18 protein-coding genes are annotated in these 22521 nt (G+C 66.2%); 11 read left to right on the top strand and 7 right to left on the bottom strand.

Translation table 11 applies throughout. From position 1 onward, the window contains the following. Positions 1 to 457 precede the first annotated feature (457 nt). From ACIWVC_RS07820 to ACIWVC_RS07795, 6 genes are all read left to right on the top strand, one after another. A complete protein-coding gene (locus ACIWVC_RS07820; RefSeq protein WP_396446376.1) occupies positions 458 to 2494 on the top strand; it encodes a hypothetical protein in 2037 nt (678 codons plus the stop codon). Beyond that, a complete protein-coding gene (locus ACIWVC_RS07815; protein WP_396446378.1) occupies positions 2491 to 3459 on the top strand; it encodes a hypothetical protein in 969 nt (322 codons plus the stop codon). Before ACIWVC_RS07820 ends, ACIWVC_RS07815 begins: the two co-directional genes overlap by 4 nt. Beyond that, positions 3459 to 8921: a DEAD/DEAH box helicase gene (locus ACIWVC_RS07810; protein ID WP_396446379.1), complete on the top strand. Its 5463-nt coding sequence runs from the start codon at positions 3459 to 3461 to the stop codon at positions 8919 to 8921. Before ACIWVC_RS07815 ends, ACIWVC_RS07810 begins: the two co-directional genes overlap by 1 nt. A gap of 641 nt (positions 8922 to 9562) precedes the next feature. Then, complete coding sequence (locus ACIWVC_RS07805) at positions 9563 to 10690, top strand: hypothetical protein (protein ID WP_396453948.1); 1128 nt, start codon at positions 9563 to 9565, stop codon at positions 10688 to 10690. Next, positions 10674 to 11819, top strand: coding sequence for a hypothetical protein (locus tag ACIWVC_RS07800; protein ID WP_396446381.1), 1146 nt, complete (start codon positions 10674 to 10676; stop codon positions 11817 to 11819). Before ACIWVC_RS07805 ends, ACIWVC_RS07800 begins: the two co-directional genes overlap by 17 nt. After that, positions 11816 to 13546 (top strand): Hsp70 family protein, encoded by a 1731-nt coding sequence (locus tag ACIWVC_RS07795; RefSeq protein WP_396446382.1) that lies wholly within the window; start codon positions 11816 to 11818, stop codon positions 13544 to 13546. Before ACIWVC_RS07800 ends, ACIWVC_RS07795 begins: the two co-directional genes overlap by 4 nt. Before the next feature lie 56 nt (positions 13547 to 13602). Here ACIWVC_RS07795 and ACIWVC_RS07790 read toward each other — a convergent pair whose 3' ends face one another. The 5 genes from ACIWVC_RS07790 to ACIWVC_RS07770 form a co-directional block, all read right to left on the bottom strand. Then, entirely contained in the window at positions 13603 to 14778 is a 1176-nt protein-coding gene (locus ACIWVC_RS07790; RefSeq protein ID WP_396446383.1) for a hypothetical protein, read from the bottom strand. A 12-nt stretch (positions 14779 to 14790) separates the two neighbouring features. Next, the gene (locus tag ACIWVC_RS07785) at positions 14791 to 15177 is read right to left on the bottom strand and encodes a calcium-binding protein (protein WP_396446384.1); all 387 of its coding nucleotides are present in this window, start codon (positions 15175 to 15177) and stop codon (positions 14791 to 14793) included. Between the two features lie 208 nt (positions 15178 to 15385). Further along, positions 15386 to 15988, bottom strand: a complete 603-nt coding sequence (locus ACIWVC_RS07780) for a DUF6461 domain-containing protein (protein ID WP_396446385.1) — start codon at positions 15986 to 15988, stop codon at positions 15386 to 15388. Between the two features lie 87 nt (positions 15989 to 16075). Then, positions 16076 to 16606: a DUF1707 domain-containing protein gene (locus ACIWVC_RS07775; protein ID WP_396446386.1), complete on the bottom strand. Its 531-nt coding sequence runs from the start codon at positions 16604 to 16606 to the stop codon at positions 16076 to 16078. Between the two features lie 129 nt (positions 16607 to 16735). Then, positions 16736 to 17644 (bottom strand): zinc-binding dehydrogenase, encoded by a 909-nt coding sequence (locus ACIWVC_RS07770; RefSeq protein ID WP_396446387.1) that lies wholly within the window; start codon positions 17642 to 17644, stop codon positions 16736 to 16738. A 92-nt stretch (positions 17645 to 17736) separates the two neighbouring features. On the opposite strand from ACIWVC_RS07770, the gene ACIWVC_RS07765 reads away from it, so the two are divergent. Further along, positions 17737 to 18312, top strand: coding sequence for a TetR/AcrR family transcriptional regulator (locus tag ACIWVC_RS07765; RefSeq protein WP_396446388.1), 576 nt, complete (start codon positions 17737 to 17739; stop codon positions 18310 to 18312). Positions 18313 to 18366: 54 nt separating this feature from the next. On the opposite strand, the gene ACIWVC_RS07760 is transcribed toward ACIWVC_RS07765, so the two are convergent. Both ACIWVC_RS07760 and ACIWVC_RS07755 read right to left on the bottom strand, forming a co-directional pair. Beyond that, on the bottom strand, positions 18367 to 19278 hold the full coding sequence (locus ACIWVC_RS07760; RefSeq protein WP_396446389.1) for a pyridoxamine 5'-phosphate oxidase family protein: 912 nt from the start codon (positions 19276 to 19278) through the stop codon (positions 18367 to 18369). Positions 19279 to 19281: 3 nt separating this feature from the next. Then, positions 19282 to 19743: a VOC family protein gene (locus ACIWVC_RS07755; protein ID WP_396446390.1), complete on the bottom strand. Its 462-nt coding sequence runs from the start codon at positions 19741 to 19743 to the stop codon at positions 19282 to 19284. 122 nt (positions 19744 to 19865) lie between these two features. On the opposite strand from ACIWVC_RS07755, the gene ACIWVC_RS07750 reads away from it, so the two are divergent. The 4 genes from ACIWVC_RS07750 to ACIWVC_RS07735 all read left to right on the top strand — a co-directional run bounded on the left by ACIWVC_RS07750 (position 19866) and on the right by ACIWVC_RS07735 (position 22498). Further along, positions 19866 to 20438 (top strand): CGNR zinc finger domain-containing protein, encoded by a 573-nt coding sequence (locus tag ACIWVC_RS07750; RefSeq protein ID WP_396446391.1) that lies wholly within the window; start codon positions 19866 to 19868, stop codon positions 20436 to 20438. Between the two features lie 172 nt (positions 20439 to 20610). Next, complete coding sequence (locus ACIWVC_RS07745; protein ID WP_396446392.1) at positions 20611 to 20880, top strand: hypothetical protein; 270 nt, start codon at positions 20611 to 20613, stop codon at positions 20878 to 20880. Between the two features lie 121 nt (positions 20881 to 21001). Further along, on the top strand, positions 21002 to 21370 hold the full coding sequence (locus ACIWVC_RS07740) for a nuclear transport factor 2 family protein (RefSeq protein WP_396446393.1): 369 nt from the start codon (positions 21002 to 21004) through the stop codon (positions 21368 to 21370). Positions 21371 to 21601: 231 nt separating this feature from the next. Further along, positions 21602 to 22498, top strand: a complete 897-nt coding sequence (locus ACIWVC_RS07735; RefSeq protein ID WP_396446395.1) for an N-acetylmuramoyl-L-alanine amidase — start codon at positions 21602 to 21604, stop codon at positions 22496 to 22498. Positions 22499 to 22521 lie beyond the last annotated feature (23 nt).

Here is a 22521-nt window from a genome sequence, read left to right as displayed (position 1 = left end):
GGCGATCCCGGCCGCGAACAACTCAGCCGCTTGGAAACGGATCTGCTCTCGCCTGGCCAGGCCCTCAGCCGTCTGCCCGCAACCTGATACCGCATACCACTGTTGTACTGACGGAAACACATCGGTGTGCTTATCCGGTGACGCTACGGATTCCTACCCTTCAAGATCAGTAGCGGGCAGCCGCCCTCCAACGATCGGTCGAAGGCGACAGAGGGACGACCGCACTGACTCTCCGTCCTCCTGCGCAGAGGCATCTTCCTGATGCTAAGGCAGGTCGAGTTCGGCGGACTTCTACCGGGCAAGCTTCACACCTATCGATGGACGATGCTGTTCACAAAGTCGCCCCGTCAAAGTATGGTTTTGCCCGCGATGCCTCGTTTCATCATGGCAGCCACCGCGACGGCGGACCGGGGGCATCTGCAGCCGGGCTGTCGGCGAGGGCGGGAGCGGTGGGGGCATGGGCTTCGGAGCGTACGCAGCGTGGCAGCACGCGCTGGAGGAGGCCTTCTTCAGCCCGGACTGGGACGGCCATCCCGTCGTCATGTACGTCGATGACGCGGAGGCGGCAGCTCTACAGAAGCGTTTCGACATGGACCTGCCTCTCGTGCAGGCGGTCAAGCAGGTTGTCCGGCCGGAGCGCCCGAAGCCGTACGACGCCATCGAGCAGTACGAAGTGCGCGTGCGCAACAGCGACGACGCGCCGGCCGTGCTGCCGCTACTCGCTTGCTCTGTCATTGCGGCGACCAGGATGGCCAACGATGGGCGGCATCGAGCGAGCAACTACCACGATCAGTTCTCCCAGTTGCTCACCGAGCGAGATGGTGTCCTGGCCTCGCACAACTATCTCCCGATCGCGCATATGTGGCAGCGGCTGGCCTCCTGGCAGACCCAGTGGGGTGCCTACCGCGGGCTATGCACCATTCCCTCCCCGGAGGATCTCCCCAGCAACCAAAGCCGGATCGGCTACGCAATCTCGCAGTCGCTACTGCGGGGCACGGACCGGCAGTTGCTGCCACAGTTCTTCTACGCGATGCGTCAGCGCGATGACGCGGCGTGGCCCATACCAGGCGGCAGGCTGTTGCGCCTGCTGAGGTACTGGGGCCAGCGAGAGAGATTCTCACGTGGGTTTCAGCGTGCCATGGACGACCCGGAGCTTCGTCCCATTGTGGAACGCTTGTTGGGCAACCTCGCCAACGTGTGGGACGGCTCGCCGGAGTACGTCAAGCTAGGGATTCCTCGGGCCGAGTTGCTCGTGCGGTTCGAGAACCGGAGGCTGGGTTGGCTGGCGCGGCTTCCCCGTAAAGGGGCGGCAGAGTACTCGCTACCTGACGGAGTGACGCTGCGCAGGCTTGGAGACACCGAGTACTACAACGTAGATGGGCTCAAGCTGCCTGATGCGCACACGCTGCGGCAGGGTGTCCAGCTCCGTGGTGAGGATGTCACGGTGAGCCGCCCGCCATCGTCTTTGGTCGTCCTGTGCCACAACGCCCTGCTGGACTGCCGCACCAGCGTCGACCGGTTCGTCCCCGGCGAAGAGCACATGATCCTCGCGGCTCCCGAGGCCGAGGGAGACCTGGAAGCCGTACTGCAGCGCGCCGCCTCCACCGGAAAGGCTCGCGAGGCTGGGAAGCTCTCGTGGGTGCCGGAAGGTTGGTCCCTGCGCTTCCGTGTCCTCTTCGACGACGCGGTCACGTTGAAGCAGGCGATCCGCGACGTACAAGGCGCCATGCTGGCGACACAACCCGCGCCGCGATACAAGCCCTACCTGGAAGGTGGGCTGCCGCTGGCTCCACAGATCAACAAACGCCTCTACTTGACCGGGGGCGAGCCCGATCTCGTGATGCCCGACGGCGCGACCGGCCAAGTACTGCTCGATGGGCAGCCGCCCGACCCAGCGTTCCCGCATCCGGGTGAGTCGATCCGGCTGTGGACACGGCAACTGGCAGCCGGCAGGCACGCCGTCGAGATCGAGGACACTGAGGTCTCGTTTATAACCGCTGAAGGACTCCCGGACCTGGTAGCGCCGAAGGAGGTAGTGGGCTTCCGCGTCGCCGAAGCGTCCGCCGAAGGGTTCGCTACAGTCACTGACCAGTCAACAGCGGCACTGATAAGGGGTGCTGAGGTCGGTCTGGCAGGCGTGGATGTCGTGCCTCGTGTCGTCCTTTGCCGTAGGGGCGCAGAGAAAACCTTGTTCGTCTCCTGCGACGGGCGTGCCTGGACGGTGGCCGAGCCGGAGCCGCCGGCATGGTGGTCGCGGCTGAACGACGCACCCTCCAGCTATTACTTCGAACTCGAACTCCACGGTCCGGGTGGCTGGATTGTGCAGCGACGCAAAGGCACTTGGCAGGTGGAACCGGCCTTCCCAGTCGAGCCGAATTTCCAGCCCGGTCCCCAGCACCACCCCTGGGCCGCTGCTGTCCTGGAGGCTGCTGAGTGTGGCCGTGACCCATTGTGGAAGGCCTGCGTCCGCCTCGCCGAGGAGGTCGAGAATTGATCAGCATCAGCAACCTGCTGTTGCGCTGGGTCAGCGAGCTCGGCGGCGGCAAGGTGACGGATCTGCGAGCTCGAATTCTGCGCACTGCCCGCAGCCGCGGGCTGGAGATTCGCGACGGCGCGGAGGGACGGTGGATACGTGATGTCTCCGCGCTCGGTCACCTGGATGTGGACTGGCGGCGCGGAATCTGGTCGATCGCCCCGCCCACGCTGACTCGGTTGCCGTCCTCGGACGGGCTAGCACTGATCATCGGCCGGCGGACCGTCGCAGACGAACGTGCTGTAGAAGCCGCGGAGAAGGAGTGGGCGATCGTCCACCAGGTGATGAACGAGGTGGCTGAGGGGGACATCCCCGTCCCAGATTCCCTGCTCGTGCAGTACGACTCCCCCGATGAACTGCCACCAAGCGCGACCGCTGCAGGATTCTCCTTCACCCCATGTGCGGCCCTGCAGATGTTCGACCTCCTACCGGATCTTGTGCAGGGAGACGAAGCGGCACCGCCAGCGCCGGGCAACATCCACACCATCCAGCGTTACGACTTGGAAGAACGTTCCTACCTGCCTGCCGCCTCCTACAACGAGGACGGGCTGTATCGGTGGCGCAGCTCCGATTGGTCAAGGCTGGTCCAGGTCCGGCGCGGCACAAGATGGCTGAGCACCGAGCACGAATACGGCGTGTACCTGGAGCTTGCCCGGCTCAGAAGAGGTGTCATGCGGTGGCGTCCCGAGTCGGGGACCGGCCGCGAGCGGGTCGGAACCTTCTTCGTGGACTGGGGTGCTCCCCTTCCGCCGCTCCATGCGCGCGCCGTCGTGTTGTGCACGGGTCTGCACCCCTGCTTCAGTGACCTGGCCCAGACCGTCCGCTATGACAACGTGCCCCTCGCGGCAGCTGAGCGATTGGCGCGATCCCTCCAACAAGAACTCGAGGTCCTGCAGCCGAAGTCTGCACCCGGGAAGGCGAAGTGATGGCAGACAGCGTCTCCCAGGCATCCAGCGACATCGCCAGCACTTTCCAGGCGCTCAGGGAAACTCTGATGCGCTACTACGACACCCCCTTCGGGGTCGACGATTCATCGGTCATGGCCGAGCGGCGAGCCCTGCTCGACACCGACGGCGGCACCTGGCGAGAGCCACTACTGGAACTACGTCCGCAATACGTCTCCAGCGGCATGTCTCTGGCAGAGTCCTTCCAGGCTGCCGACGCGCATCCGCAGGCCGCGGAGTTCGCTCGCTTTGCCTTGCCGGAAGGAGTCGACAGCCTCTACCGGCACCAGCACGAAGCGCTCGTCACCGCGTGCGGCGAGGGCCGCGACTTCGTCGTGACGGCGGGAACGGGCTCGGGCAAGACCGAAGCGTTCATGCTGCCCGTTATCGCCGATCTGGTCGCCGAGTCGGCCCGCTGGAAAGGCCACGGCGCCGTCCAACCCGCCTGGTGGCGCTCAGGAAAAGAGTACGTACCGAGCCGCTCCGGTGAACGCGGACACCCCGCAGCATTGCGTGCACTGATCCTGTATCCGACGAATGCGCTGGCCGACGATCAGTTGGTTCGTCTGCGCCGTGCGCTGGACAGTGACGAGGCCCACGATTGGCTGGACCAGCACCGGTCAGGCCACCGCTTCTACTTCGGCCGTTATACCAGCGCCACGCCGGTCGCTGGTCCGCCCGACTCCTATCTGGGGCGGGCCCGGCTCCGGGAGTACCTGGAGGAGCTCGAGAACCGTCGGCGACGTGCCGAAGGGAAGGTCGCGGAAGCCACGGGGGACGCCGAGAAAGAAGCCGCGCAAAAAGCTCTGAGCTTCATTCCCCGGGTCGGTGGCGCGGAGATGCACGCGCGATGGGACATGCAGACCACGGCGCCCGACATCTTGATCACCAACTACTCGATGCTGAACATCATGCTGTTGCGTCCCCAGGAGGCATCGATCTTCGAGGCGACCCGCCGATGGCTGCACAGCACCCCCGAGGCCCGTTTCACCCTCGTCATGGACGAGCTGCACATGTACCGGGGCACCGCCGGCACCGAGGTCGCCTATCTACTGCGAAACCTGCGCCACCGGCTTGGCTTGGACCAGACGCCGGAAAAGTTCCGGGTGCTGGCGGCCTCCGCCTCGCTGGAGGCCGGTCGGGACGACGAGTTTCTCGAAACGTTCTTCGCCCTGCCCAGAGGGCGACACAAGGTCATCCCCGGGGCGATGGTCCTGCCTGGGGCCGGCCCGACGGACCTCACCGCGCACGCAAGTGAACTGTCCACCGCCGCCGACCGGACCCCGTCGACATCGGAAGCCGACGCACTGCTTGAGCACACCCACGCAGGGTCGGCAGTGAAGCGTGTCCTGGCGCCTGGAGGCAGGCCAAGGGCAGTCACGATTTCCCAGGTCGCGGGCGAACTGTTCACGGGCGTGTCGGATGAGCGGGTGCGAGAGAAGGCGCTGCGCGGTCTGCTGCTTGCGTTGCAGAACGCCTCTGACCCAGCGCTGCCCAAGCTTCGAGCTCACCTGTTCTTCCGTAACGTCCCAGGGATCTGGGCATGCTCGGACCCGCAATGCCCGGACGTCCCGGTCGACAAGGATCCTCGGCGCCGCGTCGGCCGACTCTTCCGCGAGCCGACCTCGCGGTGCAATTGCGGTGCCCGCGTGCTGGAGTTGTTGTGCTGCCAGAACTGCGGTGATCTCATGCTTGGCGGATTTGCCAATCCTGCCCACCTGGGCAAGGAGTCCTTCAGGGGGTTCCTGCACACCGACTTCCCAGAATTCGATCTACTTCCCGATGAGGCGAGCGGGGTACCTAACGCAGGCAACTACATCGTCTACTGGCCTCGTACGGACCAGCCGGTGCTCGAGTCCTTGCATTGGACCGCCTCCCGCCTCAGCGAGGGCCCCTCAGTGAGCTTTGAGTTCCGGCGGAGCGACTACCAGCCGGGCACCGGGCGGCTGGCCAACAAGAAGGTGGACTACACGGGATGGTCCTTCCACCTCGTCCCTGAGCGTGGGAAGGACGGCAAGCCAGCCCTGGATCTGCGGGAACTTCCGCCTTTTCCGACCCGCTGCCCAGCATGCGGAGATATCCGTGAGATCAACCGGGATCCCGACGGCTCATGGCGGGAGTTGGAAGACCGCCTGTTCGCCGCTCCCATCCGCCGGATGCGCACTGGCTTCGACAAGCTGAACCAGGTGCTGATCAGCGAGGTGCTCGGGCACCTACCGAAGGACGAACGCAAGGTCATCGCCTTCTCCGACAGCAGGGATGCCGCCTCCGAGCTGGCCAGCGGCTTGACATTGCGCCACTACCAGGACCTCTTGCGCCTCCTTGCCGCCCAAGCCGTGACCGAGCAGGGAGATCCCCACGCCGACCTGCAACTGGTGAAGCAGTACTACGCGGATCGACGCGGCACGGATCAAGAGGCACTCAAGGCCGCAATGCAGCGACTGCGTGCTCGCTACCCACGAGAGTTCTCCGCACTGCGGGACATCCTGACGGACGATGTCATGGCCGAGCCGGAGAGGCAGCCGGAGCTGGAAGCCATTCTCGGCCGTCTGCCGTCACTCAATGACCTCCAGGCAGATTTGCGCGGGATGCTCCTGGAACATGGCACTCATCCCGGTGGACCGGCCGCTTCCCTCCAGGAACGTGACGGGGTGCGCTGGACAACGCTCTTCGACTGGTCTGGAAACCGGCAGATCAAGGCGGGACTCACCCCGCAACAGGAGGAGTTCCTGCAGCGGGTCGACGACAACCTGCGGCGGGAGTTCCTTTTGTCCCTCTTCTCCGGCGCTGGACGAGACTTCGAGTCGCTAGGTCTGGGCTGGTTGAGCCTTACTGACGACCGCCGCCCTCTGGACGTTCCCCAGGATTCCGATCTGGCAATGGCCCGCGCCAGCCTGCGGATTCTCGGCCAGATGCGCCGATTCACCGAGATGCGTCCCGGAAGTGCGAGGCCTCCGGTCCCGCTGCGGCGCTACTGGGAGCGCGTTGCGCAGCGCCTCGGCGTCGAGGTGCAGGAAATCCAAGATCGAGTTCTCTCCGTGTGGGGGCCTGCGGTCATCCAGTACGCCATCGACCCCGCCAAGGTGGCGCTGCGCCCCGGAGACGGCCGGTTCTGGACGTGTCCGACCTGCCAGCGGCCCCATCTGCACCGCGGGGCCGGGTTGTGCACCAAATGTCAAACTCCTCTGCCCACCGAGCACAGCCGATTCACCGGCGTCCTCAATGAGGACTACTACGCCTGGAAGGCCAGGAACCGGACGGGCAACTTCCCCCTGCGCACGGCGGAACTTACCGGCCAAACCGACCGCCTGGACGCGCAGGCGCGGCAGGCCCGCTTTCAGGACATCTTCCTGGACGAGCAGGACGAACCGAAGGCCGACGGCATCGAGGTGCTGTCAGTGACCACCACCATGGAGGCTGGTGTCGACGTCGGGGCCCTCAACGCGGTGCTTATGGCGAACATGCCACCCACCCGCTTCAACTACCAGCAACGCGTCGGCCGCGCCGGCCGCCGGGATAGCCCCTCTGCCATCGCCCTGACCGTATGCCGCGGGGACAGCCACGACCAGCACTACTTCACTCGACCAGAAGAGATCACCAACGCCGCCACCCCCGCACCGTATCTCGCGCTGGGCATGCCCGTGATCTTCAAGCGCGTTCTGTTCGGTGAGGTCCTGCGCCAGGCCTTCGACACGATCGCTGCGGACACCGCCCTCAATGATTTGGAGCTGACTCACAACATCCACGGCCGGTTCGGCCTTGCTGCGGACTGGCCCGCGCATAAGGACGCTGTGCTCCATTGGATAGGGCAGAACGAAGAAGCCATCCGAGCCGTGGGGAACGCGCTACAGGCGGAGACGCCCGAGTCGGTCGCCTCTCTGGATCCGGTGGCCTGCGTCAAGGAACTCCTGGACCAGGTAGACGAGGTAGTGGAAGCCATTGGTCATGCTGAGCTGAGTCAGCGCCTCGCCGAGGCCGGCCTACTCCCAATGTTCGGGTTCCCCACCCGGGTCCGGCTGCTCTTCACCGACCTGCCCAAACGCAGCTTTCCCTGGCCGCCCCCCGAAGCCATCGATCGCAACTTGAGCGTGGCACTTAGCAAGTTCGCACCAGGCGCGGAGACCCCCCGGGACGGCCGCCTGTATCGATCCATGGGAGTCGTCTCGTTCACTCCCGGGCTGCGAAAGCCCAAGCCTGCAGAGGCTTTTGGGCCGGAGCGGCAACTGGCCATGTGCCGAGTGTGCGCACACATCCAGGCAGCCGAGGCCAACACACAACCCGAGTTCTGCCCTGCCTGCGGCGCGGGTGAGGGCAACTATTCCGCCTTCCCTGTCCGCGAGCCGGCGGGGTTTCGCGGCGGGACGCCCCGTGACTACGACGGCATCCGTGAATGGGGCAAGGGTGGTGCCAGCTCACGTACCGCGACGGACCTGGAAAAGGACGCGCCCAGAGTGGTGCGCAGCGCGGATGACTGGCTCGTCGTCCACTGCGGGACCGGTGACCGCTACACCATCAACAGCAACCATGGTCGGCTGTTCCGGTTCAAACGGTCGGAGTCCGCATGGCAGGGGTACTACGCCCTCGACAGTTCGCGGGCCTCCTTCGACCTCGAAACCGCGCTGGGCGCCACCGAGCACACCGACATGCTCTTCATCGGTGCCCGCAGCCCACTCGACACCAGCCGGGGCCTGCGGTTCGACATCTCACGCACTGCGCAGTCGGATGGCTTCCCCGACTCCTACCACGGGCGGCGCGCCGCCTGGTACTCGCTGGCCGCCTTGCTACGGCGGGCGGCGGCACCGCTACTGGACGTGCAGCCAGAGGAACTGCTGGCGGGAATCCACGGTTCGGCGTCGGCCTCCTCTCCCGTCATGGCGTACCTTTCCGACAGCCTGGAGAACGGGGCGGGTTTCAGTACCTATCTGGGGTCTCCCGACCGGATCGAGGAGTTCCTGGACGCGGTCGGCGACTACAGCGAGACCCTTGGCGAGGAGCACGCGGCCATCTGTGGCAGTTCCTGCTACCAGTGCCTACGCGACTACTCCAACACCCGGCTCCACCCGCTGTTGGACTGGCGATTGGCGCGCGACCTCATCAGCGTCCTGCGTGGTGCCTCTCTGCAGGTAGACGTCGAACGGCACGGGATCCTGCTGGAGCGCTGGGCGGAGGACCGTTCGGAACTCGATGCCCAGGTGCAGAGCACACCGCTCGGGAGCCTCGCCCTGGTGGAGACGGAGTTCTCCGAGGAGGCCACTGCCGTGATCGTCAAACATCCATTGGAAGCCGCGCTCCAGGACTGTATGGCCTCACGGCTGCGGGAGTGGACTCGCTACGTCGCCCGGGAGGAACTCGCCACGCGCGTGGCCTTTGTGGACGCCTATTGCCTTGACCGGACCCCGGCCGTGGTCACCAGCGACCTGAACGCGTTCGAGGAGGAGCCGTGACCACGGGGCCGTTGTTTTCACATGCCGACCCGGAGGACAACTCTGGGCCAACGCTGCCCGATCGGGATGAGCTGTTGCGCCTTGAGCGGCAGCGGCGCATGGCACGGATCGAGCAACGGAAGCACCGACAGCCAGCAGCCAACGCTCCTGCAGAAAGCCGCGAGACAGGACGTCCGGCGAGCGGCGAGCCGACTACGCCGACCCCTCAGGAGCCCCCACCAGGGTTTACCTCACAACGGCAGTGGCAGCAGGCCCTCGACGCCGCTTCTGTGGTGGCGCAGACCGTACGTGAGGCTGGGCATTCTGCAGCACAACTTGATCTAGCGATGGCTTCGATGTCAGCGACAGAGCTGGCGTCAGCCGTGGTCCGTGCAGTCCTTCCGCTTCCACCGGTCTCGGCCGTCTCGCTTCTATGGCAAGGCCATCAGGCCGGGCTCTCGGTGCTTCCCGTGCACCAAGTGGCACGCGCCCGGGCACTGCTCGACCGATCGCCCGGCATGGTCACCAGTCAAGAAGGTCCCGAAGCAGACCCCAACGTGGAGACGGCGTGGCAGCTGTACGCAGACTATGAGCGCAGCAGGTATGTCCAGATCCCCATGGATCGGCAACATCAGCTATTCGAGTACCTTCCCCTACCAGTCGTGGACGACCTCATCGACGCCGGGCGGGTCAGTGCTCAGGCCATCCCTGAAGGCGGGGAACACCGCCTCTACCTGCTGGCTCGGCTTGCCCCCCGGCGGATAAACGGGGAAGAGCTGCTAACACTCGATTGGCGTGAGGAGCTGGTTCGTCGCGAATTCAGCGCTCGGCTCGCCCGCGGCGATGTCGAGATGCTGCAGGATATAGACGCGCTGAGGGGTGGTCAGCGCCAGCTGGCCATCGCGTTGCAGAACGTACGCCGCACCGGCAAGCTCCCGAGGGAGCTCACAGATCAGAGGTGGTTGTGGCCAGCGCTGGAACGGCTCGCGCCCAACGCTGCGGTCAGCCTGCGTGAGCATAAGCCATATGTGCGGTGGCTGCTGGTACGCCGGATCCTTCAAGGCATCCGGGTAGCCCACCTGGCGCGACTACACGGAGACGAACGGAAGTACCAGGTCATGCTCCGGACTGCCTGGGACAACGCCACGTCGCTGGAGGATTCCCGGGCCCCAGTAGGTTGGGAGGCCAGGAATGCCCTTGCCTACCTCAAGGTGATCCGCGTGGGACGCGAACCGAAGTACGATGACGCCTTGGGTGTTCTCACCCCGGCGCCAGGGCAGGCGCTGAGCGAGGACAAGCTTCCACAGGAGGCACAACTGCGCCTCGCAACAAACCGAGAGATTCTGCGCACCCTGAAGGACCAGCATCAAAGTGCTCCCATACTCAACCCTTATGCCGCTCTCGGCGTATCAGACGGCTTTGCAGGTTGGAAGGACCGCTGGCGAGAATTGCGTAGATCTCTCGACGCAGACGGAGAAGCCAAAGTCAATGAAGCCAAAGACGCGATCCAAGGATGGGAACGCGGACGGGCTCCCGTGGCACCCTTCGCCCTGCCCTTGATGCCGGATAAGTGGGCAAATCCGCGCACCAATGGCCGCAACACTGATGGCGATGGGACGCCTATGCATCGCAGGACCCCGCCACCTGCCCCCCATGAACAGGAGTTTGCTCGCAGTCGCGCGGCACAGGGCATCGTCTTGGCTGCCTGCGGATACGTTGGTTTGGTTTCGGAAACGCGAGCAACAGAAGCTAAATTCCAGAGGATGATCAGCGATGGACAAGAATCGTAAGGGAGCCGCCAAATCTCCCAAGAAGAGCGCCAGCGTCAAGCAAGTTAACAAGGACAAAGGTCATCCACGCAATCATCGGAAGCGATCGGCCAAGGAGCCAAAGAAGCAGGAGGCCGTCCAGAGGTGGAAATCTCAGCCACGCCGCGGAGGAACCAAGGGCAACAAAGCAACGGATGTTACCTCCCCACAGATCGTGGTCACCGTCGGGCATGGCCATCCGAGGGTAGAACCGGAAACCTACGATGCAGCCGCGCTGTTGAAGTCTGTGCTCGCTGCTGTCGAGCCAAAGATTGACGAGAGGCTTGCGGCGTTGACCGAGGCCGCCGTTCCCAACACGAGCGATCCCGAGGCCGACACCGAGACAGCTCGCGCAGTGCAGGCCGTCGGTCGGCAGATCACCGAAGCAGTGCGCGCTGGAATCGTGGAGGGCATGCGCGTACGGGAACGACACCTGGCGCAACTGGCTGTGATCGACCGCGCCGCCGCACAAGCGAACAGTCTCTCCAGCCTGCAAGCTCGAATCTCGGCTGAGATGGAGCACGCCGGACTGCGCCGGGTTTCGGACCTAGCTGATCTGTCCCCCTTCAATCTGGCGGTTGCCCCCGGTTCATCTCCTGCGCCGACCGACAGCTCAGAGGACTACGAGCTGGTCACCCCGGCCTATGTCGAAGCCGACTCCGGCCGGATAGTGGAACGCGGGTGGATCAAGGTAGCTGAGGCCTCGCTCCTACCCGCTGGCAAAGCTCACGGCCGACTGTCGCGGGAACACGGTAGCAAGCGGCATGGAAAGGACAGCGGGACAACGGCTGAAATCGAAGAGGCGAAGGGGGTCAGTCGGCAATCCGCTGTTGCTGCACATGCTGGCGAGGGGCAAGGGCGGCTTGGACAGTACCGGACCACAAGCAGCGATGGGGCTTCGTCCCTGGGAGACGGCCTAGCAGAGGAGGAACCGTCGCCACCAGGGGAGCCTTTCGCCGGGAGGGATAGCGAAGCTATTCCCGTTCATTCCAGCAAGAAGGCAGCTTCCACGAATCCGACGGCTCATGGCTCCGTTCCAGTAGCGCGCATTCTTCCTCAGAGACTCAGCACCGCGAAGACCGACGACCAGCAGCCTCGGAGGAGGCCTTGACCTACGGAATCGACTTCGGCACTAGCAACTCGGTCGTCGCCCGATACAACGACGGCGGTACGGAGGTACTGCCGGTCGGCAGCGAGAGCGTGCCGGCCCAGTGGTACCAGCCCGAGTTCGAAGCGCTGTTCCCATCCGTCCTCTCGGTCCGGGACCTGCAGCGCACGTTGTGCTTCGGCTGGGCAGCTAAGACGACACGAGGCGAGCCCGTCGACGCCGTCAAACGGCTACTGGGCACCCGGGCCGCGACGGGTACTGACCCGGACGAGTCGGGAACTCCGCACTTGGGCGAGGAACACGTATGGATCGCCGACCAGCCCTTCCGCAGCACCGCTGTGGCGGCATCCTTGTTCGCGCAGATGAAGTCCGCTGGCGAACGTAATCTCCTCGAGCTTTCAGAAGCCGTCGTCACCGTCCCGGCACACGCGACGGGTGGTGCCCGTTACCGGACACGTGCTGCGGCCAGACTGGCGGGCATCAAGGTCAAGGCCCTGCTCAACGAGCCGACCGCGGCGGCCATTTCCTACGTCAACGACGTCGACATCCCCGGAAACTTGCTGGTGTTCGACTGGGGCGGCGGCACCATTGACGTCACCATCCTCGAGTACGACGGCAAGTACTTCGAGGAACAGACTTCCCGTGGTGTCTCTGCGCTCGGTGGCCTGGAATTTGACGAGACCCTGGCCCGTCTCATCCTGAGAAAGCTGGGGCAGGTCCCTGAGCGTCTGACCCGCCAAGAACGCCAGCGGTGGCGTCGCAATGTCGAACTTACGAAGATTGCACTGTCCCGCCGTGAGGTGAAGGAGATCCCCTTCGACATCCCCGAGTTGGGCACCACGGTCACTATCTCTCGCGATGAGTATCTGACAGCAGTTACCCCGCTCATTCATCACGCCATGGAGCCCCTCCAGCAGGCTCTAGACGACCTACGCTACGGCCCTGACGACATCGATTCCGTCCTGATGATCGGCGGAACATCGCAGATACCTGAAGCCCGCGAGGCCGTCGGCCAACTTCTAGGTGAGGACCGCATCGTCGATCCAGGGCTGTGCCATCCGATGACGGCGGTGGCCCGGGGCGCAGCCATCTACTCAGCGGCCCTAGACGATCCCGATAAGTATGAACAGTTCACTCTCGTCAGCAGCCACGCCCTCGGAACGGCCTTCGCCGCGGGAGCCCGTAAGGGCTTCAAACCGATCATCAAGCGCAACAGCACGTTGATCGCGAAAGGTGAGGAACGCTTCACTCCTGCGAAGCCTGGCGCATCCTCACTCAACGTAGAAATCATCGAAGGAGAAGAAGGGTACCCAGCCGACAGCGACCGCGCCTTTCCACTCTCGCGGCTTGAGGTCAGGCTTCCCAAGCCCGAGCGCATTCCGGACGACAACGCGGTCCTCATTCACTTTCGCTACGACATCAGCGGAATTTTGCACGTCAGAGTCACCCATGAGCGCACCGGTCAAGTGCTGATAGAGAATGAGATCGACTCCTTCGGCAAGGACGGAACTCCTCTCCAACAGGGCCTGGACAGCGAACTCGAGCGCCTCCTCAGCTACATCGAAATCCCGTTCCCTAACGCGCCCCAGTCGGAGCCAACGCTTCGCCCTGAGAAGACTGAAACCAGTGGACTCGGCGAGCAGCCGAGCGCGGCAACCATCCTTCCGCCCACTGCAGGTAATTTGGATGACGCAGTCACGGTAAATGGAGTACCGCAGTCACGACTTTGAAGCTCGTCGGCCAGAACGTGGGTTTGGCTTCCCTGTGTCCATTTCTCAGACCGTGGTCATGACCGTGCCGCGAGTAGGGCGGCGCGGTCGAAGCGGGCGATGAGGCCCGTTTTCCGGTGGTGCTTTCGGCGCAGGTGCGTGAGCCGTGCGGTGAACTCCTGGAGGAGGCCGGCGCGGTCGGCGACGGCCCGCAGGTCCTTGAGGAGTTCGACCGCCACGTCGTAGTCGGACGGTCGGCGGGCGTCGATCAGTTCGTCGACCCGTACCCAGGTGATTTCCGGGTCGCGGGCGATGGCGTCGAGTCTCTTCTCGCGGGCCGCCGCGCGCTGTTGCTCGCGGCGGGCCTCCTGCTCCGCGCGGGCCGCCTCGGCTTGGCGTTCACGCTCGTGGCGGAGTGCGGCGGCGGTGTCCAGCAGCTCGGCCACCGTGCGCCGGGGACGGTCGTCTCTCGCGGCGTCGGGTTCGCCGCGGAAACGGCGGAGTAGCTCCATCTGGACCTGGGGTCCCTGACCTTGCGCGACCCGGAGGAGGAGAGCCTTTCCCTCCTTCGGAGGTAGTTCTTCGATCCACTTGGCGAGTCGGCCGGGGTCGTCCTTGGTCTCGGCCAGGGGCGGGCTCGTCTGTGCGGCGACTTGGAGGAGGTCGGGGTCGAGGCGGAGGAAGTTGGCGAGAGCGTGTTGGGGGGCGGTGATGGAACGCAGCCCTGCGGGCACCGGCGGCTCGAGTTCGTCGTCTTCGTCCTGGTCGAAGGCGTCCTCGTCGCGTTCCCAGGTTCCGTAGGCCGCGAGCCAGGCGAGGTAGAGAGGGCGCATGTCCCCGGCGGCGAGTTCGGTACGGACTCCGATGATCGCCGAGAGGGAGTCGTCGGCGCCCTCGATCCAGTCGCCGCCCTCGTCCTGGCTGGTCAGGTCGAGGATGAGGTGCTTGCCGGAAACCTCTGCGGTGACGTAGGGGTCGATGCAGTACGGCTCGGCGGCCTTGAGGGAGAGCAGCGTGCGGGGAAGGCGAAGCATCACCTGATGGGTTCCCCAGTTGGTGACGTACAGATGGGCGTCGTAGTAGCGCCGCATCATCGTCCGCGGGTCACCCCGGAAATCTCCCCAGTGGTATTCGTTGGTGAAACTGGTGGCGGTGATCCGTGCCCGGGTGGACAGGGCGCGGACTTCGGCCTGCTGCCGCTCGTCCAGGGGCTGGTCGACGGCCAGGAACTCGTAGAACTGGTATTCGCTCATCTTTGCTCGTCGTCAGCAGGCCCAGTGCCGGTAAGCGTCGATCCATTCGGCGCCCGCCGGGCGTGGTGTCGGAAGCGGTAGATCTAGAATCCCGATGGCCTGCCGGTGCTTGCCGCGGGTGCAGATCCCGACGATCTCGCCACCAGGCGAAAGATCTATCTTCGTGACGGTCACCTCGACCCCCAGGACAGTGGTCTGGAAGGGCATGATCAAATGCTCTTCCAGCAGACTATGGAACGCGGTGTGTTGCTCGTGCTCGTCATAAGCGTCGACGATGGCCTGCTCGACCATGGCGTCCAGTTCGGCATCGCTCAGGCTTGTCACGCCGGCCAGCGTAGTGAGGCCGGGCTGGGGATGTGAGATTTCGTTCAACCCGGCGATCAGGGTGGCACCAGTCATCGGCTCGAATGCCTGGTTGCGCGGGATGTCGGCGCTCGGCGGGTTCCGCCGTTCGGCTTGACTGGCTCTGTGGTGGACACGCGGGTCAACAAGGTGCGGCGGTTGATCGACGGAATGCGGTGGGACCGTTGAGGAGCCAGGAGGCGTGGGCGTGGCGTAGGTCGCGGATGGTGGGTTTGAAGTTGAGATCGGCGGTGTGGGGACGTCCTCAACTGGTTTTGGCGCTGCCGCAGGTGAAGGTGGTCTCTTGGAGCAGTTCCGGTGTGAGGGTGACGCCGGTCAGGTGCTCGGCGAGGGCGAAGGCCGCCCAAGGTGAGAGGTCGGGTTCGGGGTCGTCCTCAAAGTGGAAGCCGATTCGCTTCATGAGGTCCAAGTGTTCGTCAGGGGTGCTGCCCCCTCGGGTGTCGGGGAACATCGGTTCGAAGGACAGGCGCGTAACCGTGTCCTCTGCCCAGAGAAACGCGTCGAGGGCGTTGATGTTGGTGAAGTGTGAGATCCAGCTCGTTCCCGCTGAAGCCGGCAGCGCTATCTCTTCGCTGACGCCGAGGTAGCCGTTGGGCTCGATCATCAGGGTCCAGGGACCAAGACGTGTCATTGCGATGAGCTGTCGTGTCCCGTCCGGCTGGTCAAAGAGCTCATAGGCCGCATCGACCAACGCTGATGCACCTGTCAAGGCGGGTTCCTCGCGTCCGGAAAGGCGCTGGAGGATCTCTGAGGGGAGCAAGTCGCGGACGAACGTGAAGCAGTACGCCTCGGCGAGGTCCGGGAAGCGATCCTCGAACCAGAGGTAGTCAGCAGCAGTCGGGCCCATGTCCTAGATCCTGGCGCACCCCTTGGTGGTCATCCGCCAAGGGCCTGCCCCGGAGGCGAAGACCCGTTCTGCCCGCCGAGAATGTGGTTAGCGGCGGGCGTGGCGGATTTTCAGGCGTCCGAAGCCCATGGTGCCGGAGATTCGGATTTTGGGGCCGCCGGGGCGGGAGGGGGGCCGGGGCTTGTAGTAGGAGTCCTTCCACACGGTGCGCAGGTTCTCGACGTCGACGACCGCGTCACGCGGGACCGTGATCTTTGCCCGGCCGGTGCCGAGTTGCAGCTCGATGTCGACCACTGGGTGCTCGATGATCGCCCGGGCGAGGTTCAGGTCCACCTTGGCGAGCCCGGACTCGACCTTGAGTTTGCGAGGCACCCGCCATGCGCCGCGCCGCCGGATCCGTCCGCTGAAGGCGGCGATCGTGGACGTGTCCGCCTTCTCCTCAGGGAGCGAGGCCAGAGACGCCGCGAGATCGCCGTGCGTCTTGGCGGTGAGAGCCTGCTGGAGGAGTTCGTCCATCTCCTCGTGCGAGATGTGGCCCTTGGAATACGCGTCCTGCAGGCGCCGCACGGCCGTGTCGCGGTCTTCTTCGCTGATCGGTCGCGACGGATCGTCCGGCATGAGGGTCACTCTACTGCCGTATGGGGTGATCGCCCTGATCACAACACCTGCCGAGATTCCCCTCGGCCCCCGTGTGAGCTGTGTGTTGTCCAGACAAGGGAGCGGCCGCTCGCTGGCGGTTGTGCCGGGTCATTCGATGTCCAGGACGGCCTTTCCTAGGACGCGTCTGCCCAGGAGGGCGGTGATGGCGTCTTCCAGGTTCGTCCAGGGGCCGCGCCAGCCGACCTGTGCGGTGATGGTGCCGCGGGCGGCGAGGTCTGTGAGGGTCGCCAGGTCGGGACCTGGGTTGGATATGTCGCCGAACGACCGCAGTGTCTTGGCCGCGCCTAGGGCGAAGATCGAGTTCGGTGGGAAGGTCGCAGGCTCCTGGGACGCCCAGCCGATGCTCTGCAGGGTCTCGCCGGGTCGCAGCAGGTTCCAGGCCGTGACCAGGTGGTTGCCGCCGACGTTGTCCAGCACCAGGTCCACGGGGGTGTCGATGTCGTCGAGCCCGGTCACGATCTCGTCCGCGCCGAGGTCGCGCAGGCCCTCGGCGCGTTCGGGGGAGCCGACCGAGGCGATGACGTGGGCGCCGCCGAGCCGGGCGAGCTGTACCGCCATCCGTCCGACGCCGCCGGACGCGCCGGTGATCAGTACGCGGCGGCCCAGCACCGAGCCGGCGGCGCGCAGTGTGCGCAGGGCGGTGATGCCGGTCAGGGGGAGGGCGGCGGCTTCGGCCAGGTCCAGCGACGGGGGGACGGCGGCGACGCTGTCGGTGCCGAATGCGGCGCGCTGCCCCCAGGCGCCGGCGCCGAACGCGACGACGCGTTCTCCGACGCCGGGTCCGGTGCCGTTCTCGGCCGCCTGGACGACGTGTCCGGCCGCGTCGTAGCCGAGCACGCTGCCGGCCGGCTGGAAGCCGAGGTGGCGGACTTCGCCATGGTTGACCGATGCGTGCCGGACCTCCACCAGTACCTGGTCGGGGGCCGGGACGGGTTCGGGGACCTCGGCGAGCTGGAATCCACGGGGGCTGTCGGGAGCGGCGATCAGTGCCTTCACAGGGAAACCTCCATGGCGTAAGCGGACCGTCGGTCCGCTCTGTTGCCGGGATACTATACGGACTGACGGTCCGGATACCAATGGAGGTCCTGATGCCCGGCATACGCGCGGACGCCGTCCGCAATCGCCGGGCGATCCTGCGGGCCACCGAGGAACTGCTGGCGCTGCACGGGCCCGAACACGTCTCGCTGGACGCGGTCGCCGCGGCGGCCGGCGTGGGCAAGGGCACCATCTTCCGCCGTTTCGGCAGCCGCACCGGGCTGTTCCGGGAGCTGCTCGCCGAGCGGGCGGCGCGCATCGGGGAGGCGATCGAAGGCGGCCCGCCGCCGCTGGGTCCTGGTGCGCCGCCTCGCACCCGGCTCGTGGCCTTCCTGGACGAGCTGGCCACGCTCGCCGCGCGGAACATCGCACTGATCGCCGCCCACGAGCAGGCCTGCGCGGACGGCAAGTACGACGATCCCACCTACCGGCGCTGGCACGACCATCTGACCGAGCTTCTCGGCGAGCTGCGTCCCGATGCCGACACCGAATTCCTCGCCCATGTGCTGCTCGGCTCGTTCGACGGTGACCTCGTCCGGCGGATCACCGCGCACGGGGGCGTCACCCGCCTGCGTGCGGTCGTGCACGATCTCGCCACCGCGCTGGTGCCCGAGCCCGATCGCACATGATCCTCTGACTCCGCCTGGAAGGGCGTTCACCGAAGGTGGACGGGGGCTCTGCCGTTACTGCGGGTTGAAGTGGGAGGGGACGGGGGTGCTCCAGCGCAGGGGGACGGCGGCGGCGATCTCGATGACGTCGGTGATGGTGAACTCGACCAGTCGTTGGGCGCCCGGTACTTCGGCGGCGTGCGCGGGGTCCCAGTCGGTGCGGGCGGTGCCGGTCAGGTGCAGGAGGGCGCCGGTGTGCCAGTCGGGGACGACGAGTCCGGCGCGGGGCTGGACTTCCAGGTTGCCGAGCGTGTTGAACATGGCGTTGCCGACGTAGTCGGGCCAGCGCAGCTCGGTCGGCGACACGACTTCCACGAATCCCGGGTTGCCGCCGCGGTGGGAGGCGTCGGCGTTGCCGTCGCGGTCGGAGGTGGCGATGAAGAACGTGTCGGCGCCGGCGATCCACCGCTGCTGGTGGCCGGTGAGTGCGCGGGACCGTTGCGGTCGGCCGGGGCTTTCGGACGGGTCCCACCGGTATTCACGTTTCTGGATGTACTTGGGGCAGTTGGAGTACACCTGGTCGAGCGTGACGTGCAGGCCGTGCCGGGTGGGGACGGCGTGTCCGTTCATCCGCATGCGGCGGTGGCGGGACGGTTCGATGCCGAGCATGCCGACCGGTGCGGGGGCGGTGAGCCGGTCGTGGAGCGGGTCGCCCGGGCCCGGCCGGGCGTCGATGGTGACGGTGCGGGCGTCCTCGGCGCGCATGAAGCCGGGCCGGCCGGTGAGCAGGGTGGCCCATATCCGGCCGTCGGCATCGGCGGCGCCGAGGACGACCATCGGCTGCTGGAGGAGGAACCTGCGCGCCACTTCGGGGATCTCGGTGCGGACGGCGGGTGCGGGGGACCCGCCGTGGTGCAGTCCGGCGCGCCGCTGAACGGCTCGTTCGCCCTCGTGGTAGAGGTCGGCCGCCACAGCGGCCTCCTTCACGGGTTAGAAGAATCCGCAGGTCGGTGCGGGGCCGCTGGGGGCGGGTGCGGTGTCGGCGCCGGTGGGCGCGTAGATCTCCAGCCGTGTCCCGTCGGGGTCGGTGAAGAAGATCCCGCCGGACGCGGCGCCCTCGGCGTGGGGGACGACGCCGTCGTGGACGAACTCGGCGCCCAGTTCGCGCAGCACCTGTTCGGCGGACTTCACCTCGTCGATCGTCTCGACCTGGAACGCCAGGTGGTGCAGGCCCGCCGAGCGGGTTCCGAAGGGGGAGTCGCTCTGCTGCCACAGGGTCAGCAGCAGTTGCCCGTCCCGCCCGAGGAAGGCCCAGCGGCGGTCGGCCTCCTTGCCTTCGGCCTGGACGTCGAGGCCGAAGACGCGCTGGTAGAAGGGCAGTGACCGGTCCAGGTCGGTCACGTTCAACCCGACGTGGCCCGTCCGCAGTGCCTTGATGGCGACCGTCCCCATGTCACACCTCGCTTCTCCCGGGCTTCCTCGCCCGAGTCTGGCCTAACTAGTGATTGGACGATAGATGGTTAGGAGATCGCCAGTCAACCGGCTAAGTGGCGATAGACGGGTAGAATCGCGGCGTGCAGGAGGAGGATGAGGTGCGGCAGCGGGCCGCCGTGGATCCCCGGCCGCTGGTCGGGGAGCCGCTCTGCCTTGATCTGCTCAACACGCGGTGGAGGGGCGATCGCGCTCCCAACGACCTGCTCGACTCCGTCGAGGGCCTGGCCGTGTGGCTGCGCTCGGCGGGGCTGGACGATCGCGCCGTGGCCGATCGGGCGACGCTCGATGCCACGGTGTCGACGCGCGAGATCTTGTTGGCGCTTGTGAGCCAGGGGCCGTCCCCTGAGACGGTGGACGAGTTCAATCGGGTGCTCGAACGCGGTGCGCTGCACCTGCGGCTCGGCCCCGGTGGTTCGGAGGAGCATCCGCGGACGGATGACCCCGCGTGGCTGCCGTCCTGGCTGGCCGCCGCCGACTTCCTCCGGCTCATGACCGAGGCCCCGGGGCGCATCAAAGTGTGTGCGCATCCTGGCTGCGTGCTGCATTTCTACGACACGACCAAGAGCGGCACTCGCCGCTGGTGCTCCATGGCCGTCTGCGGCAACCGCGCCAAGGCCGCCCGGCACTACGAGCGCGCGAAGTCCGCGCGTTAGCGGGAACGCTCAGCGGCGGAGCCGCTCCTCCACGGCCTGGTAGTCGGGGAAGGCCGAGGCGGGGCGCGATGCACTCGTTCGCGTCCTCCATCCAGCCCGCCGGCCGGCTCCGCGAGTGGCGGAGTTCAGCGTTCTGACACCGTCTGATTACTCTGCGCCATAAACTGACCCCATGACCAATCGGCCGGAACCCGATCAGCTTTTCGACATCGACGCGCACAGTGCCACGTGGCCCATGGGCTCGGAGAAGATCGAGCTGTTCGCAGGGCACCCCCTGTTCTACGGCGTATTCGACCGGGTCGATGCCGAGGCCGCCGAGCGCGCGTTTCCCGGACGGCAGGCCACTATCGAGCGCTGGTACGGCGATCGCGGCAATCTCATCCTGCACGCCTCCACCTGCACCCCGGAGAACTGCCCGGAGTGGCCCAGAGACGACGCGTGACCGCGATGCCGCCGGGGATTCGGGTGCGCCGAGCGATGTCGAGAATGCAGTGCCCGCCCCGACCTCTCCAAGAGAGGGGAGCCTCGCATCGCTCCCCGGTGGGCACATTGGAGGTACCGCCTTGTCGCGGAACATCGACACCGTCAACACCTACTTGGACGGGTTCCGGAAGAACGACCACGCGCAGATCCTGTCCTGCCTGACCGACGACATCGAGTGGACGGTCTTCGGCGCCTTCCACTTGAAGGGCAAGGACGCCTATGACCGGGCGATCGACGGTCCGCCCGAACTCCTCAACCCGCCCGAGCTGCACGTCGTCCGCATGGTCGAACAGGGGGACGTCGTCATGGCCGAGATGACCGGAGCGGTGAAGCGCGCCGCCGGCGGCGCGATGCGCCTGTCCATGGCGGAGGTGTTCGTCATGCGGGACGGCAAGATCGCCGAGCGGCGGGCGTGGGTCATCGAGTTGAAGGAAAACGACCACCGCTGAACGCCCGAGAGCCGGCCGGGGCCTCCCGGTCGGCCGGCCGTGCCTTCGGTGATCGCATCGTCGCGTTCCGCGTCCGATGCCTTCGACCAGCTTGTTGGTTGATGAGGAAAAGGCGGGGTAAAGGCCGATCTTGGTGTGGCTTAGACCGCTATTCACCGGTTCGAGGCGAACGCCAGTGGCTTACCGCCTACGCTTTCCGGTCACGTTGCAACCCCGTTGGGAGGACCGGCCGTGGACATCATCAGCCGGGAGGAGTGGGGCGCCCGCGCCCCGCGGTCCCGCTCGACGGTCAGCTGGGGGGCCCGCACGGAGTTCATCGTCCATTACTCCGAAGGCCCCACCACTCAGTCGGTGCGGTCGATCCAGAACTTCCATATGGACACCCGCGGCTGGTCCGACATCGGCTACAACTTCCTGGTCGACGTCCAGGGCCGCATCTACGAGGGCCGCGGATGGCTGACGGTCGGCGCGCACGCGCCCGGCCACAACGCGTCCGGGATCGGCGTCTGCATGATCGGGCGGGACGGCGACGCCACGTCGGCGGCCACCCGGTCGATCCGGGCGCTGTACGACGAGGCGGGCCGGCGGGCGGGCCGGAACCTGGCGAAGCTCGGGCACCGGGACGTGTACGCCACGTCCTGCCCCGGCGACCAGCTGTACGCGTGGGTGCGGGCCGGGATGCCCGCCGAGATCGAGGAGGACGACATGCCGGATTACGTGTCCGTCGGGATGACGGAGGCGCAGGACCTCCCGCCCGGCGAGTGGGTCACGGTCAACTGGGGCAAGGAGTACTCCGACTCGGCGCACCACCACTGGAACCAGGGCGGGCCCTCGCTGATCATCGGTTCCGCCCGCTACGCGCTCACCGCGAACGTCCGGATCGAGGGGCTGCCACCGGGCACGGAGCTGCAGGCGCGCGTCATCGAGCGCGCCGAATCCGGCGGCCACGTCGACAACGGTCCGATCGCCGAATACCTCGCCAGCAACGGCGCGACGTTCCTCCACTACAACGTCGCCGCGGACACGGTGCGCAACGGCTACCGGGTGCGGTTCCAGGTCATCCAGTACGGCACCGCCACGGGACGGATCACGGACGGCAGCGCCAAGGGCCTCGTCTGGTCGACCTGACCCCGGCGGCCGCCGGCCCGCCG

The organism is Actinomadura sp. (genome assembly GCF_044508335.1).
Lineage (GTDB): Bacteria > Actinomycetota > Actinomycetes > Streptosporangiales > Streptosporangiaceae > Spirillospora.
The sequence above is the reverse complement of the archived record's forward strand: the minus strand, read 5'-3'. Positions and strand labels throughout refer to the sequence as shown.